This is a genomic window from Rhizobium sp. J15 (assembly GCF_002531825.1).
GTDB lineage: Bacteria > Pseudomonadota > Alphaproteobacteria > Rhizobiales > Rhizobiaceae > Rhizobium.
On record NZ_NWSX01000007.1, the window covers coordinates 166,886 to 188,749 of the forward strand.

Sequence of the window (21,864 nt, forward strand, 5' to 3'; positions counted from 1 at the left end):
CTATTCGCCACCTGGTGCTTTCCCCGTGAAAAACTCCGTCAGCCTGGGCATTCTGCTCACGAGCGTCGCCTACATGGCGTTCACCTTTCATGATGCGATCATCAAGATCCTGACTTCAAGCATTCCGGTCTGGCAGATCCTGTTTTTCCGAAGTCTCACGATCCTTCTCGGCTGCCTGGCCTATGGCCGCGGCAGGCTGGTCCATCAGGTCATGACATCACCGATCATCAAGCCGATGATCGCGCGCAGCCTTCTTCTCCTCTGCGCCTGGCTTTCCTATTATTCCGCCGCAAGCCGCCTGCAGCTTGCCGAGGTCACCACGCTTTATTATGCGGCGCCCGTCGTCGGCACCGTGCTTGCCTGGCTCATCCTGAAGGAGGAAGTTACGCCGGCGCGCTGGCTTGCCGTCGGCGTCGGTTTCGTCGGCGTGCTGATCGCCTGCAATCCCGTTGGCCTGGCGATTTCCTGGCCGGTCTATCTGGCGCTGCAGGCAGCCGTCCTCTGGGCTGCCGCCATGGTGCTGCTGCGCAAGACCTCACTGCATGAGAAGACCATCGTCCAGCTTGCCGTTTCCAATATCTTCTTCCTTGCGATGACGGGCGTTGCTGTCCTTTACACCTGGAAAACTCCTGATATGACGCAGCTGGCGCTTCTCATCGCCATCGGCGTCGTCGCCGGCGCGGCGCAGTTCGCTCTCTTCGAGGGCATGCGGCTGGCGCCCGTCTCCGTGCTTGCGCCGTTCGAATACACCTCTCTCGTCTGGGCCTTCCTGCTCGGCTATCTGATCTGGGCCGATATCCCGATGCTGAATGTGGTCGCCGGCGCGGCCATGATCCTCGGCGCCGGATTGATCATCATCGTCAGCGAAAGATTGCGCCGCCGCCTCACAGCATGATGCCTGTTTCTGCAGGATTCATGGCATGGGGCGCGGCATGAGAAAAATATTTGCAGTTGCTGCTTTTATTCGCAGTTTTCTTCGCTTCCGCCGCCCTAGTTTTCTGCAAAGTATCCCTCATCCGATCACAACCTCCCAAGGATGGATAGAACAATGAACTGGTTGAAAACCGTCGCCGCCGCTGCCCTCATTCAGGCTGCGGCCCTCCTGCCTGCCCATGCCGGCGAGAACCTCGCCGCCATCAAATCGGCCGGCGTCTTCAAGATCGGCACCGAAGGCACCTATGCGCCCTTCACCTATCACGACGAAAGCGGCAAGCTCGTCGGCTTCGATGTCGAGATCGGCGAAGCCATTGCCGCCAAGCTCGGCGTCAAGGCCGAATTTGTCGAAGGCAAGTGGGACGGGCTGATCGCCGGCCTCGACGCCAAGCGCTACGACACGGTCATCAACCAGGTCGGTATCACCGAAGCCCGCAAGCAGAAATACGATTTCTCCGAACCCTACATCGCTTCGAAGGCCGTGCTGATCGTCCGCGAAGGCGAAGACAGCATCAAGACCTTCGCCGACCTGAAGGGCAAGAAGTCCGCCCAGTCGCTGACCAGCAACTTCGGCAAGCTCGCAACCGAAGCCGGCGCCGAACTCGTCGGCACCGACGGCTTCGACCAGTCGATCCAGCTCGTGCTGACGAAGCGCGCCGACGCGACGATCAATGACAGCCTGTCCTTCCTCGATTTCAAGAAGCACAAGCCGGACGCGCCGGTGAAGATCGCCGCCGAGCAGGAGAATGCCGATTATTCCGGCATCATCATCCGCAAGAACGAGCCGGAGTTGCTCGAGGCGATCAACAAGGCGCTCGCCGACATCAAGGCCGACGGCACCTACAAGAAGATCGCCGACAAGTATTTCGGCCAGGACGTTTCGAAGTAAGCTCAGGAAAAGTCCCCTTCCCCACAAGGGGGAGGGGCTTAAAGGCCGGCCGCCTCATTTCAAAAAACCGTTTCGGCCTGCAACCCGGCTGCTATTTTGTGCCGAGCGAGGGACGAGATTTAGTCCCTCCCTCTTGTGGGGAGGGGTTGGGGAGGGGTATTTCGAGATATCCCTGCCCAAACCCACGAGAGGGAATGCCCCTTGCCGCACTGGCTCCAACTGATGGCGGAATCGCTCCCCTCGCTCCTCTGGGCGGGATTGATCTTCACCATCCCCCTCACGCTGCTTTCCTTCGGCTTCGGCCTGATCCTCGGGCTGATCACCGCGATTGCCCGCCTTTTCGGACCTGCGCCCGTCGCCGCTATCGCCCGTTTCTATGTCTGGGTCATCCGCGGCACCCCGCTGCTCGTCCAGCTTTTTGTAATCTTCTACGGCCTGCCGAGCGCCGGCATCCTGCTCGACGCCTTTCCCGCCGCCCTTATCGGCTTCACCCTGAATATCGGCGCCTACAGCTCCGAGATCATCCGCGCCGTCATCTCCTCCGTGCCGAAGGGCCAATGGGAAGCCGCCTATTCGATCGGCATGAGCTGGCGTCAGGCGATGAGCCGCACGATCCTGCCGCAGGCCGCCCGCGTCGCCGTGCCGCCGCTGTCGAACACCTTCATCTCGTTGGTCAAGGATACTTCGCTCGCCGCCGCCATCACCGTGCCGGAACTCTTCCAGGCAGCGCAGCGCATCGTCGCCACCACCTATGAACCGCTGATCCTTTATATCGAGGCGGCGCTCATCTATCTCGTCCTGAGCTCGATTCTCTCGCAGCTGCAGGTGCGCCTGGAACGCCGCTTCGCGCGTTACGGTGGCATGCTGGAGGCAAATGCATGATCGAGCTTTCCAACATCGAAAAGCGCTTCGGCGATGCCGTCATCCTGAAGGACATCAGCATCCGCATTCCCGAGGGCAGCGTCACCGCCCTCGTCGGCCCGTCCGGCGGCGGCAAGAGCACGCTCCTGCGCTGCATCAACCTGCTCGAAATCCCGACCGCGGGCATGATTCGCCTCGGCGAGGAGACGCTCTCCTTCGCGCCCGGCAAAAAAACGGGCTGGCAGGCGATCCAGAAGATCCGCCGTCAGACCGGCATGGTCTTCCAGAATTTCCAGCTTTTCCCGCATCAGACCGCGATCGAAAACGTCATGGAAGGCCTCATCACCGTGCTGAAATGGCCGAAGGAGAAAGCGCGCGACCGCGCCCTGGAGCTTTTGACCAAGGTCGGCATGGCGCACAAGACCGATGCCTGGCCCTCGACGCTCTCGGGCGGCCAGCAGCAGCGCGTGGCGATTGCCCGGGCGTTGGCGCCGTCGCCGCGCGTGCTGCTCTGCGACGAGCCGACCTCGGCGCTCGATCCGGAACTGTCTGCCGAAGTCGTCGATGTTCTCGGCCAGCTTGCCCGCGAAGGCACGACGATGGTCATGGCGACCCATGATCTCCGGCTCGCCTCGAAGATCGCCAACGACGTCGTCTTCCTGGAAGCCGGCAGCGTGGTGGAAACCGGCAGCGCCAAAGCGATCTTCAGCGCGCCGCAACGCGAACGCACCAAGCGCTTCATCTCGACGATCAACGCTGCCCATACCTACGATATCTGAAATGTCTCACGTGAATCGTGATTCACGTGAGACGCTTCCTGTGACCTGCCTTAAGCCGCGGTGACGACCGAGCGCGCCGCCTTGAGCGCATTGCCCCACCAGATCAGCTGGTCGAGCTGGTTCTTGGCCGCCTCGTTGAGGTGCGGGTAGTCGCTGAGGCTTTTGCCCTCCTTGAGCACACTCAGATATTCGCTGAAAGCGATGTGCACGCCCGTTTTCACCGAAGCGGCAGCCATTTCCACGAAGATCAGCCTGAGATGCTCGACGGCACGCGCGCCGCCGACACCGCCGTAACCGACGAAGGCGACCGGCTTGTGGATGAATTCGCCGAGATCGATGGCGTTCTTCAGAACCGCGGTCGGCGCATGATTATATTCGGCGGCGGTGAAGATGTAGCCGTCGAATTCGCGCAGTTTCTTCTTCCAGCGCTCGGCCGTCTCGTTTTCCGCCTCCGTCGCGCGAGCGTCGCCGAAGAACGGCAGCGGATAATCGCGAAGATCGAGCACCTCGACGGCAAGCTCGGAACGCTCCTTGGCAATGCCGGCGATCCATTGAGCGGGATGCTCGGCGAAGCGGCCGATACGCGTACTTCCGACGATGACGGCGATTTTCAACTGGCTCATGGGGTTCTTTCCTGTTGAATGGCGGGTTCGCTGGAGCGCCGCGGCCGATCGGACGCGATATGGACGCTCCTCGCTTTGAAAGGGCGCATAACCCTGGGTTTATGCGCCAGCCATTTCTAGGAAATTAGCGGCATGCCGGGCAAGCCGGGCGAGGCTAGGAAACGAAGGAAAGTTCCATCATTCCGATCCGCCGATCGCACACAATCGAGTGATCGGCGACCGATGACGATGACTGCCGGAGCGACCTCGATCGCTCCGGCAGCCGAACTGTTTTACCCGCCGTAGACGACGAGCAGATCCTTGGCATCGATCTGGTCGCCGGCCTTGACGAGAACTTCCGAGATCGTGCCGTCCTTTTCCGCATGGATCGCGGTTTCCATCTTCATCGCCTCGATGGAGACGAGCACGTCGCCGGCACTGACGGTCTGGCCTGAAGAGACGAAGACGCGGCTGATGACGCCGGGCATCGGCGCGCCGACATGGGCGGCATTGCCGGGCTCGGCCTTGCGGCGCACGGCCGCACCCGTCGCCCCATGCGCCCGGTCCGGCACCTTGATGCGGCGCGGCTGGCCGTTGAGCTCGAAGAAGACGGTCACCATGCCCTGGCTGTCGGTGGCGCTCATCGCCTGATTGACGATGACGAGCGTCTTGCCCTTTTCGATGTCGGCAAACAGCTCCTCGCCATCGGCAAGCCCGTAGAAATAGGCCGGCGTCGGCAGCACCGAGACCGGGCCGTAGGTATCGGAGGCGAGCGCAAAGTCGGTGAACACCTTCGGATACATCAGATAGGAGGCGAACTCGAAGTCGCTGACCTCGCGCTCGAGCTTGGTCTCGATGACCTTGCGCTCGGCATCGAGATCGGCCTCCTTCAGCAGCGAGCCGGGACGCACCGTATAGGGCTTGTCGCCCTTCAGCGCCTTCTTCTGCAGCGCTGCCGGCCATCCCGACGGCGGCTGGCCGAGATCGCCCTTCAGCATCGACACCACCGATTCCGGGAAGGAGACTTCACGCTCGGGGCTGACGACGTCGGCAACCGTCAGGTCCTGGCTCACCATCATCAGCGCCATGTCGCCGACGACCTTGGAGGAGGGCGTCACCTTGACGATGTCGCCGAACATCTGGTTGGCGTCGGCATAGGCCTGCGCCACCTGATGCCAGCGGGTTTCGAGACCGAGCGAGCGCGCCTGCTCCTTGAGGTTGGTGAACTGGCCGCCCGGCATTTCGTGGAGATAGACTTCCGAGGCCGGACCCTTGAGGTCGCTTTCGAAGGCGGCATACTGGTTGCGCGCCGCTTCCCAATAGAAGGAGATGCGGCGGATCCATTCCGGATCGAGACCGGGATCACGCTCGGAGCCGGAGAGCGCCTCGACGATCGAGCCGAGACAGGGCTGAGAGGTATTGCCGGAAAGCGCATCCATCGCCGCATCGACGGCATCGACACCGGCTTCAACCGCAGCAAGCACCGTCGCCGCCGCAATGCCCGACGTGTCATGCGTGTGGAAATGGATCGGCAGGCCGGTCGCCTCGCGCAGCGCCTTGAACAGCACCTTCGCCGCCGCAGGCTTGAGCAGACCCGCCATGTCTTTCACAGCGATGATATGGGCGCCGGCCTTTTCGAGTTCGACGGCAAGGTCGGTGTAGTATTTGAGATCGTATTTCGGGCGAGCCGAATTCAGGATATCGCCGGTATAGCAGATCGCCGCCTCGCAGAGCTTGTTCTCCTCGGCGATGGCATCCATCGACACCCGCATGTTCTCGACCCAGTTCAGGCAGTCGAAGACGCGGAAGAGATCGATGCCGCCACGGGCCGCCTGACGGACGAAATATTTGACGACATTGTCGGGATAGTTGGTGTAGCCGACGCCGTTGGCGCCGCGCAGCAGCATCTGCAGCAGCAGGTTCGGCGCGCTTTCGCGAATCAGCGCCAGCCGTTCCCACGGATCTTCCGTCAGGAAGCGCATCGAAACGTCGAAGGTGGCGCCGCCCCAGCATTCGAGCGAGAGCAGGTTCGGCAGCGCATGCGCATAGGTGCCGGCGATGCGGGCGATGTCATAGGTGCGCATGCGGGTGGCGAGCAGCGACTGGTGACCGTCGCGCATCGTCGTGTCGGTCAGAAGCACGCGCTTCTCGTTGCGCATCCATTCGCCGAATTTTTTCGGCCCGAGTGTGTCGAGCAGTTGCTTCGTGCCGTCCTTCACCCCGTTGCCGTTGGCATAGGGCACCACCGGCTTGGCGGCGTTTTCCAAAGGCTTCGGCCTGTCCTTGGCCTCGGGGTGGCCGTTGACGGTGACGTCGGCGAGATAGGTCAAGAGCTTCGTCGCGCGGTCCTGGCGCTTGACCTGCTGGAAGAGTTCCGGCGTCGTGTCGATGAAGCGGGTGGTGTAGCTGTTGTCGCGGAATTTCGGGTGACCGATGATCGCTTCGAGGAAGGTCAGGTTGGTGGCAACACCGCGGATGCGGAATTCGCGCAGCGCGCGGTCCATGCGGCTGATGGCTTCGGACGGGTTCGGCGCCCAGGCCGTTACCTTGACGAGCAGCGGATCGTAATAGCGGGTGATGATGGCGCCGGAATAGGAGGTGCCGCCGTCGAGACGGATGCCGAAGCCGGAAGCCGAGCGATAGGCGGTGATGCGGCCGTAATCCGGAATGAAGTTGTGCTCCGGATCTTCCGTCGTGATGCGGCACTGCAGCGCATGGCCGTTGAGGCGGATGTCGGCCTGGGCGGGAACGCCGGATTCCGGCGTACCGATCGCAGCCCCGTCGAGGATATGGATCTGCGCCTTGACGATGTCGATGCCGGTGACGACTTCGGTCACCGTGTGCTCGACCTGGATGCGCGGATTGACCTCGATGAAGTAGAATTTGCCGGTATCGGCATCCATTAGATATTCGACGGTGCCGGCGCCGATATAGTTCGTCGCCTCTGCAATCTTCAGCGAATAGCCGGCCAGTTCCTGGCGCTGCGCCTCCGAGAGATAGGGCGCCGGGGCGCGCTCGACGACCTTCTGGTTGCGGCGCTGGATGGAGCAGTCACGCTCGAAGAGATGCACGACATTGCCATGCGTGTCGCCGAGGATCTGGCTCTCGACGTGACGGGCACGCTCGACCAGCTTTTCCAGATAGACCTCATCCTTGCCGAAGGCGGCCATCGCCTCGCGCTTGGCCTCGGTCACCTCGCGGGCGAGATCGGCTTCGGCGCGGATGACGCGCATGCCGCGCCCGCCGCCGCCCCAGGAGGCTTTTAGCATGACGGGATAGCCGATCGCCGCCGCCATCTTCGCCACTTCGGCCATATCGTCCGGCAGCGGCTCGGTCGCCGGCACCACGGGCACGCCGACCGATATCGCCAGATTGCGCGCCGCCACCTTGTTGCCGAGCTGGCGCATCGTATCGCCCTTCGGGCCGATGAAGATGATGCCGGCCTTGTTGCAGGCATCGACGAATTCGGGGCTTTCCGACAAGAGGCCGTAGCCCGGATGGATCGCGTCGGCGCCGGAAAGCTTGGCGACGCGGATCACCTCGTCGATCGACAGGTAACTTTCGATCGGCCCGAGATCGCGCGCAAGATGCGGGCCGCGGCCGACCTGATAGCTCTCGTCCGCCTTGAAGCGGTGCAGCGCCAGCTTGTCTTCCTCCGCCCAGATCGCCACCGTTTTTATTCCAAGCTCGTTGGCCGCGCGGAACACGCGGATGGCTATTTCAGAGCGGTTGGCAACGAGTATCTTGGAAATGGGCAAAACGGTTTCCTCCACGTTCAGACGCGGGCATGCTGCACCCGCGAAGAAAATTCTTAACTTCTTGTCACAGGAAGTTCAATTTCTCTTGCGACTGCGAAACGCACTTTCTCGCCATGCCGATGCGCGCCGCCGAGAAAATAGGCAGCGTCGTTTATACGACATATGCGAAGAGGAAGCTTTAGCTGATCAGGCCGTGACGGAAGGCAAGCGCCACCGCCTGTTGCCTGTTCTTCGCCTTGAGCTTGTCCTGCAGACCGTTCATATACCAATCGACGGTGTGGTTGGAGATCTTCAGCAGTTTGCTGATCTCCATCGATGTCATGCCTTCGGCGAGGTAACGCAGGATTTCCATCTCGCGCCGCGTCAGCGGCGTCTCGGCCGGCAGCACCGTCTCCAGCGCCTGCGCCTCGCCTTTCAGATCGAGCAGCCGCCAGAAAGCCTTGCGCGCCACCGCCTCGAACAGCGCAAGCTCCACCGGCGACAGTTCGACCGGCTTGCCGCTGATGCTGAGGCTGCCCAGAATGCCGTTGCGCCCATGGACCGGAAAAATATAGCCGTCCTCCAGCCCATGGCCGAAGGCGTCGACCATCATCTGCTCCATGCGGCGCTCATGCGCATCCTTGCGGAACGCCTTCATGCTCTCCCGCCAGCGGAAGGGCCGCTGGGCGTGGTTGAGATAGCGCACCATCGGGTCGATCAGGACATATTTTTTCGCGGCATAGATCTGTGGCCATTGTTCCGGCCAGCGATCGGCAAGCGCCGCGGCCCAAGGTTCCGGCTTCTGCTGCGAATGGCGCACGAGGCCGTAATAGTCGAAGCCGCAGCCCCGGATGACCTGTTCGAGTTCGCCGACCAGCGCCTCAGCCTTCGAGCATTCCTCCAGGACGACAAGCAATTGAATTAACGAATTAATATTCACAAAAATGCCCCTTGCGAGGCCGTCGGCGGCTTTCGGATTGGTCGCGAAACGGTCTTCTTCAAAAAATGCAGTCTCTAATTTAATGCTGCGCTAAATATTTATTAAAATGCAAGCGCAAATTGTTCGCGCCTATACCGCAGCGATAATTTTCGCGCCACAACCATTTTCGTCGCAGCCTGCGATAGTACGTTCGTGTTAATCACCTACGCCGGCAAACCCTGAATGCGCCGTTAATCGCCGGTTCAGGTAGCCTTTTGTAGCATTGCATCATCCCCGTTTTCGCAGATGCACAAGAGGTTAGACGTGTCCCTTTTCAAGGTCTATGCAAGAGCTCTGCGCTATCTTGGCGCCTATAAGCTCCGCGTATCCCTGGTCGTTCTCGCAAACATCGTTTTGGCGACCATCACGATTGCAGAGCCGATCCTGTTCGGTCGCATCATCGATGCGATCTCGGGCAAGGGTGAGGTCAAGCCCATCCTCTTCATGTGGGCAGGCTTTGCCGTGTTCAATACCGTCGCCTTCGTGCTGGTGGCCCGCGAGGCCGACAGGCTCGCCCATGGGCGGCGCGCGACGCTGCTGACCGAAGCCTTCGGCCGCATCATTTCCATGCCGCTCGCCTGGCATCATCAGCGCGGAACGTCCAACGCGCTGCATACGCTGCTGCGCGCCTGCGAGACGCTGTTCGGCCTCTGGCTGGAATTCATGCGCAACCACCTCTCGACGGTCATCGCGCTCGCCCTTCTGATCCCGACCGCCATGTCGATGGATCTGCGCCTTTCCGCCGTACTCATGGTGCTGGCCGTCGCCTATTGGCTGATCGGCCGCGTCGTCATGAGCCGCACCAAGGACGGCCAGGCTTCGGTCGAGGATCACTATCACACCGTCTTCTCGCATGTCAGCGACTCGATCAGCAACGTGTCGGTGCTGCATAGTTACAACCGCATCGAGGCCGAAACCAAGGCGTTGAAATCCTTCGCCGACCGCCTGCTTCAGGCGCAGTATCCGGTGCTCGACTGGTGGGCGATCGCCAGCGCCCTGAACCGCATGGCCTCGACCATCGCCATGATGGTGGTCTTGATCATCGGCACGATGCTCGTCCAGGCCGGCCAGCTGCGCGTCGGCGACGTCATTGCCTTCATCGGCTTCGCCAACCTGCTGATCGCCCGCCTCGATCTGATGCGCCAGTTCGCGACCCAGACGTTCGAGGCTCGCGCCAAGCTCGAAGATTTCTACGCGCTGGAAGACTCCGTGCGTGAACGCGAAGAGCCGGCCGGTAACGGCGAGATCAAGGACGTCAAGGGTGCGATCGAATTCCGCGACGTATCCTTCGGCTTCGGCAACAGCTCGCAGGGGCTGCACAATGTCTCCTTCTCGGTCAAGGCAGGCCAGACGGTTGCGATCGTCGGCCCGACCGGCGCCGGCAAGACGACGCTCGTCAACCTGCTGCAGCGCGTCTACGACCCGCAGGGCGGCCAGATCCTCGTCGACGGCACCGATATCACCAAGGTGACCCGCAAGTCGCTGCGCCGCCACATCGCCACTGTCTTCCAGGATGCAGGCCTGCTGAACCGCTCGATCAGCGACAATATCCGCCTCGGCCGCGAGGGGGCCAGCGAAGAGGAAATGCGCCGTGCGGCCGAAGCCGCCGCCGCTGCCGACTTCATCGAAACCCGCGAGGACCGTTACGATACGCATGTCGGCGAACGCGGCAACAAGCTCTCCGGCGGCGAGCGCCAGCGCATCGCGATCGCCCGCGCCATCCTCAAGGACGCACCGATCCTGGTGCTCGACGAGGCGACCTCGGCGCTCGACGTCGAGACCGAAGCCCGCGTCAAGGCGGCGATCGACAACCTGCGTGAGAACCGCACCACCTTCATCATCGCCCACCGCCTGTCGACGGTCCGCGAAGCCGATATGGTGCTCTTCCTGGACAACGGCCGCGTCGCCGAACAGGGCAGCTTCGACGAGCTCAGCCACAGCAATGGCCGCTTCGCCGCCCTGCTGCGCGCCAGCGGCATCCTGACGGACGAAGAGGTCCGCAAGGCCCATACGACCGAAGCCGCCTGATCGGATTCGGCTCTCAAAGATCAAGGCCGGAGGGATTGTTCCCTCCGGCCTTTTTGTTTGGTTGCGTTAAGCCAGCCCAATTCCTGCGACACACTTCAGGACCTCGTTTTCCCTTCCAAACCGGTGCTGACGACACAGAGTAACGGTGTACCATGCGGCCACCCCTCCCCTGCGAGGCTCTTCCCCACAAGTGAGGAGATTGGCTGGGCGCGATAGTTCCCCAGCCAACAACGAACCCGTGTTCCGCACGGCGGCGGAAAGGGACTGGGCCAACCACTGGCCAATCTCCCTCCTTGTGGAGAGATGCCCGGCACAGCAGAGGGAGTGTCACACTCTGCAACGTCCCCGTTGCAAGCCCAAACCAATTGACGCTCCTACCGATCTTCCTACCTTCCGCCTTGTCCCCAAGCATTGGAAGGAAACCCCATGAAGGTCCTGCGCATAGTCGCCAATATCGAGGCGCCCGACATCACGCCGGCCAGGCGCTTCTATCAAGATATCCTCGGTCTCGACGTGGTGATGGATCACGGCTGGATCACGACCTTCGGCGGCCCCAGGCCGATGAGCGTTCAGGTGAGCATTGCCACCCAAGGCGGTTCCGGAACGCCGGTGCCCGACCTCTCGATCGAGGTGGACGAGCTTGATGCCGCTTTCGAGGCGATGACGGCCGCCGGTTTTCCGATCGAATATGGCCCGACCGACGAACCCTGGGGTGTCAGGCGCTTTTACGTGCGCGACCCTTTCGGTAGGCTGGTGAACATCCTCGTCCATAAAAATTGAGCCGGCGGTCATCGGCCACCGGCTCCTCCATGTCGATCGATAGACCGATCGCTATTTCCGATCGGCCCTGTGATAGGCATTGGCCGCCCCGCGGACACGGACCGGAACGGCTATGGTGGCCGGCTCGGTGAGCAGTTTGACCTTGCCCTGCTGGCGCTTGTGCTCGAGGTAGTAGGCATAGGCGAATTGCGTCGCGATCCCCGCTATGACGAAGAGCGGCCCGACCAGCGGATCCTTGTTGGTGATGAAGAGCACCACCTGTCCCACCATGGCGAGGATCGTGCCGGCAACGAAGATGTTCAACGAATGGCGGCCGAGGATCGTCAGCGGATGGTCGGCGGGACGGCGCAAGATACGCGAAAGTGCCGGAATGCTGATGACGAGATAGGTCAGCGCCAGCACATGCAGCAGTCGCGGCAGCGACAGGAAAGTCTTGTCGAAGCCGGTGATGACGGTCGGCAGGCCAAGGGCCGCGAGCGAGTTGCCGAAGGCCCAGAGATGGCCCATCACCCAGACGAAAGACAAAAGCACGTAACCGGCAGCGGCCGCAAACAGCAGCGGATGGCGCGGGATCGTGCCGCCGCGCTTGATATGCAGGATCGAAACGATGCCGATCGTAAACAGGAACTGCCAGGAGAGCGGATTGAGGAACCAGTAGCCTTCGATCAGCAGGTTGTGCGGCGCCACCTGATAGATGCCGGCAAGCAGCCAGACCGTGCCCGAGACGGCGAGCGCCAGCAGCGGGCTGCGCGCATTGAGCAGCAGGATGACCGGCACCATCAGCAGCAGCGCGCCATACATCGGCAGGATATTGTTGTAGCCGATCTGGTGGCCGAGCAGCAGCAGCGCCGGAATGCCGTCCTTCAGGTTCATGAGAACCGCCAGGATGTTGATTTCGACAAGCAATCCCGGCCGGTGGAACAGCCAGGCGCCGCAGATGAACAGCGCCAGGGTCATGAAGGTGGTGATCATATGGGCGAGGTACAGCGTGAAGGCGCGCCGCGCCGCCTTGATCGCCGTCTTGATGCGCGCACCCGGCTTGAAGCGGGAGCCATAGGCAAGACCGACGGCGATGCCGGAGATCAGGACGAAGGCTTCCGCGGCATCGGAGAAGCCGAAATTCTTCGTCGTCACATATTCGAAAATCTGCCCGGGAACATGATTGATGAAAATCATGATCAGGGCCAGGCCACGCAGCACATCGAGCCGTGTATCGCGTCCTGCCGCAGCTCCGGATAGGGAACTGCGCTCGGCGCCGATGGCTTCGGTCAGCGTGCTTGCCATAGAGGTCTCTCCTGTTATCCGATTTTGCAAACGCGACGACGGCCAAAAGGGTTCCCTTTGGCCGCCGCGAATCGCCGTGTTCATCAGCGTGGAGAACGCTGCTATCCGAGCGGATATCCCTCTTCGGGATCGGTGACTTCGCTGCCGTTGACCGACAGAGTGTAGCCGCTGGCATTGGACGCTTTTGAGACCGAAATACGGTATTTGCCGCCGCCCTGCTCCACCTCTGCCGCAAATCCGTCCCATTCCGACGGGAGCGCCGGACGCACGTAGAGCCGGCCGTCCTTCAGGCGAATACCGAGGATGCCTTCGACGGCAGCACGGTAGAGCCAGCCCGCGGAGCCGGTGTACCAGGTCCAGCCGCCGCGCGACGTGTAGGGATCATGTCCGTAGACGTCGGCCGCCACGACATAGGGTTCGACGCGGTACTGTTCCGCCGAAGCCTTGTCGAGCGCATGAGTGATCGGATTGAGGATCTGGAAGCAGCGGAAGGCATCGTCGCCGCGCTTCAGCTCCGCCAGCGCCATCACCACCCAGGTCGCGGCATGGGTATATTGCCCGCCGTTTTCACGCACGCCCGGCGGATAGGCCTTGATATAGCCGGGATCCCGCGCCGAGTTGACGAAAGGCGGCGTGAACAGGCGGATGATGCGGGCTTGCTCGTCGACCAGCTGATCGAGCACGGCATCCATGGCCTTGACCGCGCGGGCCGGGTCGCCCTCGCCGGACAGAACGCTCCAGGACTGCGCGATCGAGTCGATCCGGCATTCCGGGCTTTCCTTGGAGCCGAGCAGCGCGCCGTCGTCGAAGGTGCCGCGGCGATAGTAACCGCCGTCCCACGCCGCGGTTTCGAGCGCCTTTTTCAACCCGGTCAGATGTGCGGACCAGCGCTCGACGCGAGCCGTGTCGCCGCGCTCTTCGGCATAGGGAATGAAGGAGCGCAATGCCCCCGCCAGGAACCAGCCGAGCCAGACGCTGGTGCCGCGCCCGTCGATGCCGACGCGGTTCATGCCGTCGTTCCAGTCGCCGCCGAGGAACAGCGGCAGGCCGTTTGCGCCCTTGCGGGCGATGGCGAGATCGAGCGCCAGCGCCGCATGTTCGTAGACGCTCGCCTTATCCTCGGAAATCTCCGGCTTGTAGAAGGAATCGTGCTGACCTTCGAGAAGAGCCGGACCTTCGAGGAAGGCAAGCTCCTCGTCGAGCACGCTCTTGTCGCCGGTGACGCTGCAATAGTGATGGATCGCGTAGCTCAGCCAGACGACATCGTCCGAGATCAGGGTGCGAACGCCTGCACCCGTTCCCGGCAACCACCAATGCTGCACGTCGCCCTCGCGGAACTGGCGCGAGGCGGCATTCAGGATCTGGCGGCGGGCAATCGAAGGCTCGTGCAGCAGGAAGGCCAGCGTGTCCTGCAACTGATCGCGGAAGCCGAAGGCGCCGCTTGCCTGGTAGAAGGCGGTGCGGGCCATGATGCGGCAGCCGAGGCTTTGATAGGGCAGCCAGCTATTGACGAGATTGTTCATCCCGCGATCCGGCGTCGAGATCTGCAGCCGGCCGGTGAAATCCCGCCAGAAGGCGCGGTTCGCCTCGACGGCATCGTCGAACGAAGCCTTGCGGATATCCGCGATGAGGCTGCGCGCCTCGTCTTCGGTCTTGGTATCGCCGAGGAAGAAGGTGAAATCACGCTCCTCGCCGGCGCCAAGCTCGATGTCGATCGCGAGAGCCGCGGCCGGATCGCCGTCGAGTTCCGTCGCACCGGAAAGCACGGCGGCCGACGTGACGGCCTGCGGGGTCTGGATCGTTCCCGCCTTGCCGATGAATTCCCGCCGGCTTGCCGAGAAGCTCGAAAGCGTCTCGCTCGCCGCGAAGAAGGCGATGCGGTTGGAATGGTCGATGCTGTAGGGATTGGTGGCGAACAGCGCTCCCGTCTCCCCATCATGCCGCGACAGGATGAAGGGCGCCGTGCGTCCCGGATTATTGCCGAGGATCCATTCGACATAGCCGTAGAGACGCAGCCTGCGGCCGCTCGAACCGGTGTTGCGCAGGCGCAGGCGCTGCAGCTTCACCGGCTTGTCGCGGGCGATCGTCTGCGTCAGCTCCAGCGCGATATCGTGCTGGATGCTCGAGAAGACCGAATAGCCGAGCCCGTGGCGAGCCTCGAAACGAATGTCCGGCCGGCCGGAGAGCGCCGCGAAGGGCGTCATGACCGCACTACTGTCGAGATCGGCGAGATAGAAGGCCTCGCCTGAACGGTTGACCACCGCATCGTTCGACCAGGAGGTCAGCTGGTAGTCGCGCGAGTTGACGCTCCAGGTGAAGCCCGCCCCTTCCGCCGAGACGTGGAAGCCGAACTTGTCGTTGGAGATCACGTTGATCCAGGGCTGCGGCGTCGCATGGCCGCCGGGAAGGCGAACGACATATTCGCGGCCGTCGCGGGAAAAGCCGCCGATGCCGTTCCAGAAGTCGAGGTCGCCTTCCTCTTCGATGACGACGGCGGGCACGGCAGGCGGCGGCACCGGGGTGACGCGTTTGACCGGAGCCTTGTTGCGCTCGGCCCGCTCCATCTCCTGCTGTTCTTCCTTGGAGGGTGCGGTGAGCGCGACGGCGCGGCTGATCTGATCGACTACCTTGCCGTTCTTGGCATGCAGGGTGACGCGGGAAGCCGCGATCAGCGCGTGATAGGTGCTCTCCTCCATCAGATCCTTGCGGACAGCGAAGATGTGCTGGCGCAGCCCATCGGCCTGGCCCATGCGGCGCACGTTCTCGCACATGGCGTCGAGCGCATGCTGCATGTCCTGCGCATAGGAAGAGGCGCGTTCGTTCATGATGACGAGATCGGCGGTGACGCCGCGCGAACGCAGATATTCCTGCGCCAGCAGCGCCTCGCGGGCGATGTCGAGATCCATGTCGTCATTGACGCGCAGGGTGAAGATCGGGAAGTCGCCGGAGATCGCCAGCGGCCAGAGGGCCGATTGCGACTGCAGGCCGGCCTCGACGGTCGCCTCGTCCTTGCGCAGTTGCATGTCGGGATAGACGAGGTAGCGTCCGAGATGCTGGAAGGCGGCCGCCTGCTGCGAGGTGACGCCGACATGGCGCATCTGCACCTGCGTGCGCGTCCAGGCCTGGACCAGTTCGTGGTTGAAGGCGTCGGGGTGACGGTAGCGGTTGACCGCCTTGTCGACCTCGTCGCGGCTCGGCGCCGCGATCGTCCAGAAGAACACGCTGACCTTCTTGCCGGCCGGCACGCGCACGGTGCGGCGCAGCGACATGACGGCGTCGAGCATGAAGCCGTCGCTGCCGGAAAGCGTCGCACCCGGATCGAAGGCCGCCGCATCGGCGAGGCTGCGGCCACGGCCGATGAACTTGCGCCGATCGGTCTCGAATTCGGTGTGGCGGGTATCGCCGGCATTGTCGACGATCAGATGGGCGATGCTGATATTCGGCTCGTTCGGATCGCGCTTGTTGCGTTCCGCGCGAATGACGTCGCCGCGCTTGCCGATCTCGGTCTTGATGAACATCCGGGCGAATGCCGGATGCGCATTGTCGGTATCGTCGGAGGTAATGACCGGTTCGAGGTAGGAGGTGACTTCGATGAAGCGGTCTTCAGTGCCCATGTTGAGCAGGGTGACGCGGCGGGCCTCGGCATCATGCTCGGTCGCGATGATGCATTCCACTTCGCTCGTCAGGTCGCCGACCGCCTTGGTGAACTGCGCCTTCTCGTCGGCGAATTCGACCTTGATCTTTTCGCCCTCGACACCCTTCGGCTCTGCTGTCGCCGACCACCATTCGTTGGTGGCGGTATCGCGCAGGAAGATGAAGGTGCCCCAGCGGTCTTCGGTCGGATCGGCCTTCCAGCGGGAAACGGAAAGACCGTTCCAGCGGGAATAGCCGGCGCCCGTCGCCGTCAGCATCATGGAGTAGTGGCCGTTCGACAGGAAGACGAGTTCGCGGTCGCGCGAGGCCGGGTCGCTGATCTTCCTGATCTCCGGCCGCAGCAGATCGTCCTGGATGCTGGCTGGCGTATCGGATTCATGCTTGCCGCTCATGACGGGAATGTCGCGCGGCGCCTTTTCCTGCAGCAGAAGCTCGGCCGCCTCGATGACCGGGTCGGAATGGAAGAGCTCGCGCAGATGGCCGTTGAAGGCGACGTTGGCGACGGCGGCGATCGACATGCCGTGATGGTGGGCATAATAGTTGTAGACCACCGCGCATTTCTTGCCTTCCGGCACCCGCGTCGGCGTAAAATCGACGGCGTCATGGAAGCCGAACTTGCCGAGCGCGCCGAGCTTGCGCAGCTTCTGCAGGTTTTCCAGCGCACCCGGCGGATCGTACTGGCTGGCCAGCAGCGAGGCATAGGGCGCGATGACGGCATTGTGGCCGAGGCCGCGTTTCAGACCGAGCGTCGGCACGCCGAAATTCGTGTACTGATAGTTGAGGTTATGGTCGCGGGCATTGAAGGCCGCTTCCGAAATGCCCCACGGAATGCCGAGCTTGCGGGCATAGTTCATCTGTTCGACGACAACCAGATTGTTGGTCTGGTTGAGAATGCCTCCGCCGCGCTCCTGCATGACGAGCGGCGGCATCAGATATTCGAACATCGAACCGGACCAGGAGACCAGCGCGCCGCGCGATCCCACAGGCACGACCTGGCGGCCGAGGCGGTACCAATGTTCCGTCGGCAGATCGCCCTTGGCAATGCCGAAGAGGCTGGTCAGGCGGCATTCCGAGGCGAGAAGATCGTAGCAGGCCTGATCGAGCTCGCCGCTCTCGACGCGGTAGCCGATCGACAGCAGGCGGCGCTCCGGCCGGAACAGGAAGCCGAAATCCATCGAGAAGGCGAGATCGCGGGCCTTGTCGCGCAGCGCCACTAGGCGCGGCCTGAGGTCATCGACCTTGGAAAGGTCGAAGGTGCTGTCCGATATATGCGCCTCGCAGACCTTCACCAGCGACGCCGCCCATTGGGTGACCTCTTCGCTCTGCTTAGACTTGACCTCATGGTCGAGATTGGCGGCGAGCTTTTCGATGTCGCGTGCGAGAACGGCAAGGTTGATGATGCGGATCGAGGCGAATTCGTGCTCGCGCTTGACGGCGGCAAGCGCGTTCTGGAAGCCGACGATGCGCTCTTCCAGGCGCCGGCGCAGCGGGCGCACGGTCTTGCGGTCGTCGGGCAGATCGGCCAGCACCTCTCCGAGAATGCCGGCCGTGTCGCCGACACCGTCGAGATTGCCCTGCATATGGGCCGAGGGCGCCTCCGCCCAGTTGCGGCAGGCCGACGAAATGGCGATCAGATGGCCGGCGAGATTGCCGCTGTCGACCGCCGAGACGTAACGCGGCCCGAGCGTCTGCAGCGTATCGGTGTGATACCAGTTGAACAGATGGCCGCGGAATTTCTCCATCTTGTCGATCGTCGCGATCGTCTGTTCCAGCCGCTCGATCGTCTCCTCGAAGGAGAACCAGCCGAAATGCCGGCCGGAAACAACCGAAAGCAGGTAGACGCCGATATTGGTCGGCGAGGTGCGCGCCGCGACGATGACATGCGGCGTTTCCTGGATATTGTCCGGCGGCAGATAGTTCTGCTCAGGAGTCGTGAAGGTCTCGAAATAACGCCAGGTGCGCCGCGCGATCTTGCGCAGTTCGCTCGACACCGAGTCGGCGACTTCGAGCCGGTCTTCCGTCTCGGCCGACTGGCTGACATACCAGGCGACGACAGGCGAGAGGATCCACAGCAGCGCGAAGGGAATGCCGACGAGGAAGGCGTTGTCACCAGGGAGCGCCGCGAAGGCGAGCGCCAGCAGCGCCAGCGCCGGCGCATGCCACATCGTCTTGTAATAGGAGGCGAGAGTGCCCTGGCGGCCGGCCTGAACGCTGGCGGCAGTGCGCCACTGCAGCATCAGCTTGCGGCTGACGAACAGGCGGTAGAGCGAACGGCCGATCGCATCCGCCATCATCGCCGCGGAATCGGCGATGAAGACGATGCGCAGCGCAACCTGCGCATTGGCGGCGGTGATATCGGACCAGACCGTATAGAGATGGGCGCGGGCGACGATATCGCTGGTGCGCGGGATGATGCCGTTGATCAGCGACAGCGTCGGTGCGACGAAGAGGCAGAAGATCAGCAGAATCTGCCAGACCAGCGCGCCGAGCGGGCCCATGAAATACCAGCCGAGCACCGAGGCGAAGAACCAGGCGATCGGCGTTAGCGAACGGCGCAGATTGTCGAACATCTTCCAGCGGCCGAGGGCCGTGACGCCGTATTTCGGATTGAACATGTAAGGCAGGAGCTGCCAGTCGCCGCGCGCCCAGCGATGCTGACGCGAGGTTTCCACCTCGTAGCGGATCGGGAAATCCTCGACCAGCTCGAGATCGGTGACGAGCGCGCAGCGCGCCATCGAGCCCTCGAGAAGATCGTGGCTGAGGACCGAATTCTCCTCGATCCGGCCCTTCAGCGACGCTTCGAAGGCATCGACATGATAGAGGCCCTTACCGGTGAAGGTGCCTTCGCCCGCGAGGTCCTGATAGACGTCGGAAACGGTGAAGACATAAGGGTCGAGGCCGCGGTTGATCGAAAACACGCGCTGGAAGACCGACGCGTCCTTGCCCGTCGTCAGCGACGGGGTGACGCGCGGCTGCAGCACGCCGTAGCCGCTCTCGACGCGCCCGGTTTTCGGATTGATGACCGGGCGGTTGATCGGGTGGTAGAGCTTGCCGACGAGCTTGGTGACGGCATCGCGCATCAGGCGCGTGTCGGCATCGAGCGTCATGACATATTGCACGTTGGCCGGCACCGCATTGGCGCCCGGCAGATAGGTCGTGTCGCGGTCGCCGCGCAGCAGCATGTTCAGCTCGTGCAGCTTGCCGCGCTTGCGCTCCCAGCCCATCCACACGCCTTCGGCGGAATTGTAGAGGCGGCGGCGATGCAGGAGATAGAAGCGCGTCTTGCCGTCATAAGCATAACGGGCGGAAAGATTGGCGATCTCGCGCCTTGCATAGTCGAGAACCTCGAGGTCGGCGGCCGTTTCCTCGACATCGCTGTCCGGCCAATCGCTGAGCATCGCGAAATAGATCTCGCCGCGCGGATTGGCGAGATAATGAACCTCGAGATTGCGCACCTGGTCGTCGACGCTGTCGCGGTTGGAGATCAGGCAGGGCACGACGAGCAGCGTGCGCGCATCCTCGGGAATGCCTTCCTTGAATTCGTAGCCGACGAGTCGCGCCGGCGTCACGAAGAAGGAGAGCAGGGTGTTGAAGAGACCTGTCGCGCCTTCCGAGGCCGGCAGCGAGAACATGATCAGCAGCACGGCGATTTCGAGCGGACCCATGCCGGCATTCGCCATGAACTTGCCGACGACGGCCATGGCGATGACGGTCAGCAGCATGACGGGAACGGCGATCGCCAGCCAGTTGAACTGGCGCACGGCGCGGACGAAATGCTGGGTGATCGTCGGGCGGTAATTCGCCCGCGCCTCGAGCTTCGGCCGCTGCGCGCCGGACAGGAAGCCGCCGACATTCGGTTCGTGCGGCTGCGGCTCGCCGGAGGCCTTGGCCTCTTCCGTCATGTCGAGCGCCAGCTGGGCGATTTCCATTTCCGTCAGCGGCGAGCGCTTGGCCAGCTTCTCGATCTGCTTGCGGTATTTGTTGCGCGAGCCGGAATCGAGGATGCCGTAGTCCGAATGCTCCCAGAGCAGCTTGTCGACATGGCTGACCTGCTCGACCCAGACCGACCATTCCGTATCGTCGATCTCGCGAAGGCTGCGGATGATGTTGCCCATCGTCACGTTGCCGGAAGACAGGCGGCTGTGTTCGGCCGTCGTGGCCTCTTCGGTATTGCGGCCGAGTTCTTCCAGCCGCTCGTCGAGCCAGGTGATCGCCAGGCTCGATGTCTGCGAGCCGTCGCGCATGCGGTAGAGGAACTGCGTCGAGAAGGTATTGTCCTCGGCAAGCGGCTCCAGCGTCTTCAGATAGGCGGCGGCCTTTGCCGGATCGGTCAGGCGGACCAGTTCGTCGGCCGCCTCGTTGGCGCGCCGGCGCAGGCGGCGGCTGGCTTCGACACGGCTCGAAATGCGGCGAAGGTTTTCCACCAGCACGTAGCGCACGAGCGAGGGCAGGGCCCAGAGTTCGCCGATCCGGAGCGTCTCGCTGGTCTGGAAGCCGTCGACCAGCGCCGTCAGGCTTTCCTGCGAGATCGTGCTGTGGGTATGGGCGACATAGAGCCAGGCAAGGACCAGGGTTCGCGGTATCTCGACACCCCCGACAGAAATAGTCGGCAATTCGCGGTAGAAACGCCGGGGAAAGTCGCGCCGCACCTCCTGGATCGCCTCTTCGACGATATAATGGTTGTCCAGCAGCCATTCCGCCGCCGGAGTGATCGTCTCTCCGGCCTCGACGTCCGTTGCCGTGGTGCGATAGACGCGCAGGATTTCCTTCTCGTTTTCCTTATGGCGTGCGAAGAAATCGAAGGGAGCGAAAGCCGGCAGCTTGCTGACGCCGTTGCGGGCGACCGCCTCGCCCATCGCCTTGATGTCCTCGATGGAAAGATAGGTCGAGCGGATCGAATCATTGTGATCGATCTGCTTCGTATCGGGGTCGCGCGGAAGGCTCGGAGAAAGATTGGCAATAGACATGGGTTCGGTTCTGGATCCAAACAAAGTTATGGCTGTTTTGCTCAGCCTTTTGCACTGCTTATCATGACTGCGACATGAACGGAGCCCGATTCTTCGAAGATCGATGGAGCCGGGATGAATGACACTTGGGCGAAGCGACGCAAACGCACTGAGCCCCGGTTCAGGGCGGCAGACGGATGATGGAAATCATCGATATCCTCTCCGCGAAAGCCATGGCGAAACTTGGACAAGGGACAATTCAAGTCAAGAGGCGGGAATGCGGCCCGTCAGGCTCGTCTCGGCGGCGGGAGGGCGAAAATACCGGCATCTGGCCTGGCGGCAGCGCGGAAAGAAGTAAAGACTGAAGCGCGCCCGTGAACGAACGTCGATGC

11 protein-coding genes are annotated in these 21,864 nt (G+C 62.6%); 6 read left to right on the plus strand and 5 right to left on the minus strand.

Features of this window, described 5'->3' with window-relative positions; all coding sequences use genetic code 11:
- Positions 1-25: 25 nt before the first annotated feature.
- The 4 genes from CO670_RS08685 (at position 26) to CO670_RS08700 (ending at position 3,462) form a co-directional block, all read left to right on the plus strand.
- Positions 26-895, plus strand: coding sequence for a DMT family transporter (locus CO670_RS08685; RefSeq protein WP_097589862.1), 870 nt, complete (start codon positions 26-28; stop codon positions 893-895).
- A 153-nt stretch (positions 896-1,048) separates the two neighbouring features.
- On the plus strand, positions 1,049-1,822 hold the full coding sequence (locus CO670_RS08690; protein ID WP_097589863.1) for an amino acid ABC transporter substrate-binding protein: 774 nt from the start codon (positions 1,049-1,051) through the stop codon (positions 1,820-1,822).
- A gap of 201 nt (positions 1,823-2,023) precedes the next feature.
- On the plus strand, positions 2,024-2,704 hold the full coding sequence (locus tag CO670_RS08695) for an amino acid ABC transporter permease (protein ID WP_097589864.1): 681 nt from the start codon (positions 2,024-2,026) through the stop codon (positions 2,702-2,704).
- On the plus strand, positions 2,701-3,462 hold the full coding sequence (locus tag CO670_RS08700) for an amino acid ABC transporter ATP-binding protein (RefSeq protein ID WP_097589865.1): 762 nt from the start codon (positions 2,701-2,703) through the stop codon (positions 3,460-3,462). The genes CO670_RS08695 and CO670_RS08700 overlap by 4 nt, the downstream gene beginning before the upstream one ends.
- A 50-nt stretch (positions 3,463-3,512) precedes the next feature.
- On the opposite strand, the gene CO670_RS08705 is transcribed toward CO670_RS08700, so the two are convergent.
- The 3 genes from CO670_RS08705 to CO670_RS08715 form a co-directional block, all read right to left on the minus strand.
- Entirely contained in the window at positions 3,513-4,085 is a 573-nt protein-coding gene (locus tag CO670_RS08705) for an NAD(P)H-dependent oxidoreductase (protein ID WP_097589866.1), read from the minus strand.
- Positions 4,086-4,357: 272 nt separating this feature from the next.
- The gene (gene pyc, locus CO670_RS08710; RefSeq protein WP_097589867.1) at positions 4,358-7,822 is read right to left on the minus strand and encodes a pyruvate carboxylase; all 3,465 of its coding nucleotides are present in this window, start codon (positions 7,820-7,822) and stop codon (positions 4,358-4,360) included.
- Positions 7,823-8,000: 178 nt separating this feature from the next.
- The gene (locus tag CO670_RS08715) at positions 8,001-8,741 is read right to left on the minus strand and encodes a LuxR family transcriptional regulator (protein WP_097589868.1); all 741 of its coding nucleotides are present in this window, start codon (positions 8,739-8,741) and stop codon (positions 8,001-8,003) included.
- A 303-nt stretch (positions 8,742-9,044) separates the two neighbouring features.
- Here CO670_RS08715 and CO670_RS08720 point away from each other — a divergent pair, with 303 nt between their 5' ends.
- Entirely contained in the window at positions 9,045-10,808 is a 1,764-nt protein-coding gene (locus CO670_RS08720) for a glucan ABC transporter ATP-binding protein/ permease (RefSeq protein ID WP_097589869.1), read from the plus strand.
- Positions 10,809-11,234: 426 nt separating this feature from the next.
- Positions 11,235-11,588, plus strand: coding sequence for a VOC family protein (locus CO670_RS08725; RefSeq protein ID WP_097589870.1), 354 nt, complete (start codon positions 11,235-11,237; stop codon positions 11,586-11,588).
- A 51-nt stretch (positions 11,589-11,639) separates the two neighbouring features.
- Here the strand turns inward: CO670_RS08725 and opgC are convergent, their stop codons facing one another.
- Together opgC and CO670_RS08735 are read right to left on the minus strand one after the other, a co-directional pair.
- Positions 11,640-12,872, minus strand: coding sequence for an OpgC domain-containing protein (gene opgC / locus CO670_RS08730; protein WP_097589871.1), 1,233 nt, complete (start codon positions 12,870-12,872; stop codon positions 11,640-11,642).
- A 101-nt stretch (positions 12,873-12,973) separates the two neighbouring features.
- Positions 12,974-21,493, minus strand: a complete 8,520-nt coding sequence (locus CO670_RS08735; protein WP_097589872.1) for a glucoamylase family protein — start codon at positions 21,491-21,493, stop codon at positions 12,974-12,976.
- Positions 21,494-21,864 lie beyond the last annotated feature (371 nt).

Bases quoted from the DNA above. Each gene is read 5' to 3' on its own strand.
- CO670_RS08705 (WP_097589866.1), bottom strand. From the start codon at position 4,085: ATGAGCCAGTTGAAAATCGCCGTCATCGTCGGAAGTACGCGTATCGGC.
- CO670_RS08735 (WP_097589872.1), bottom strand. From the start codon at position 21,493: ATGTCTATTGCCAATCTTTCTCCGAGCCTTCCGCGCGACCCCGATACG.
- CO670_RS08690 (WP_097589863.1), top strand. From the start codon at position 1,049: ATGAACTGGTTGAAAACCGTCGCCGCCGCTGCCCTCATTCAGGCTGCG.
- opgC (WP_097589871.1), bottom strand. From the start codon at position 12,872: ATGGCAAGCACGCTGACCGAAGCCATCGGCGCCGAGCGCAGTTCCCTA.
- CO670_RS08700 (WP_097589865.1), top strand. From the start codon at position 2,701: ATGATCGAGCTTTCCAACATCGAAAAGCGCTTCGGCGATGCCGTCATC.
- CO670_RS08725 (WP_097589870.1), top strand. From the start codon at position 11,235: ATGAAGGTCCTGCGCATAGTCGCCAATATCGAGGCGCCCGACATCACG.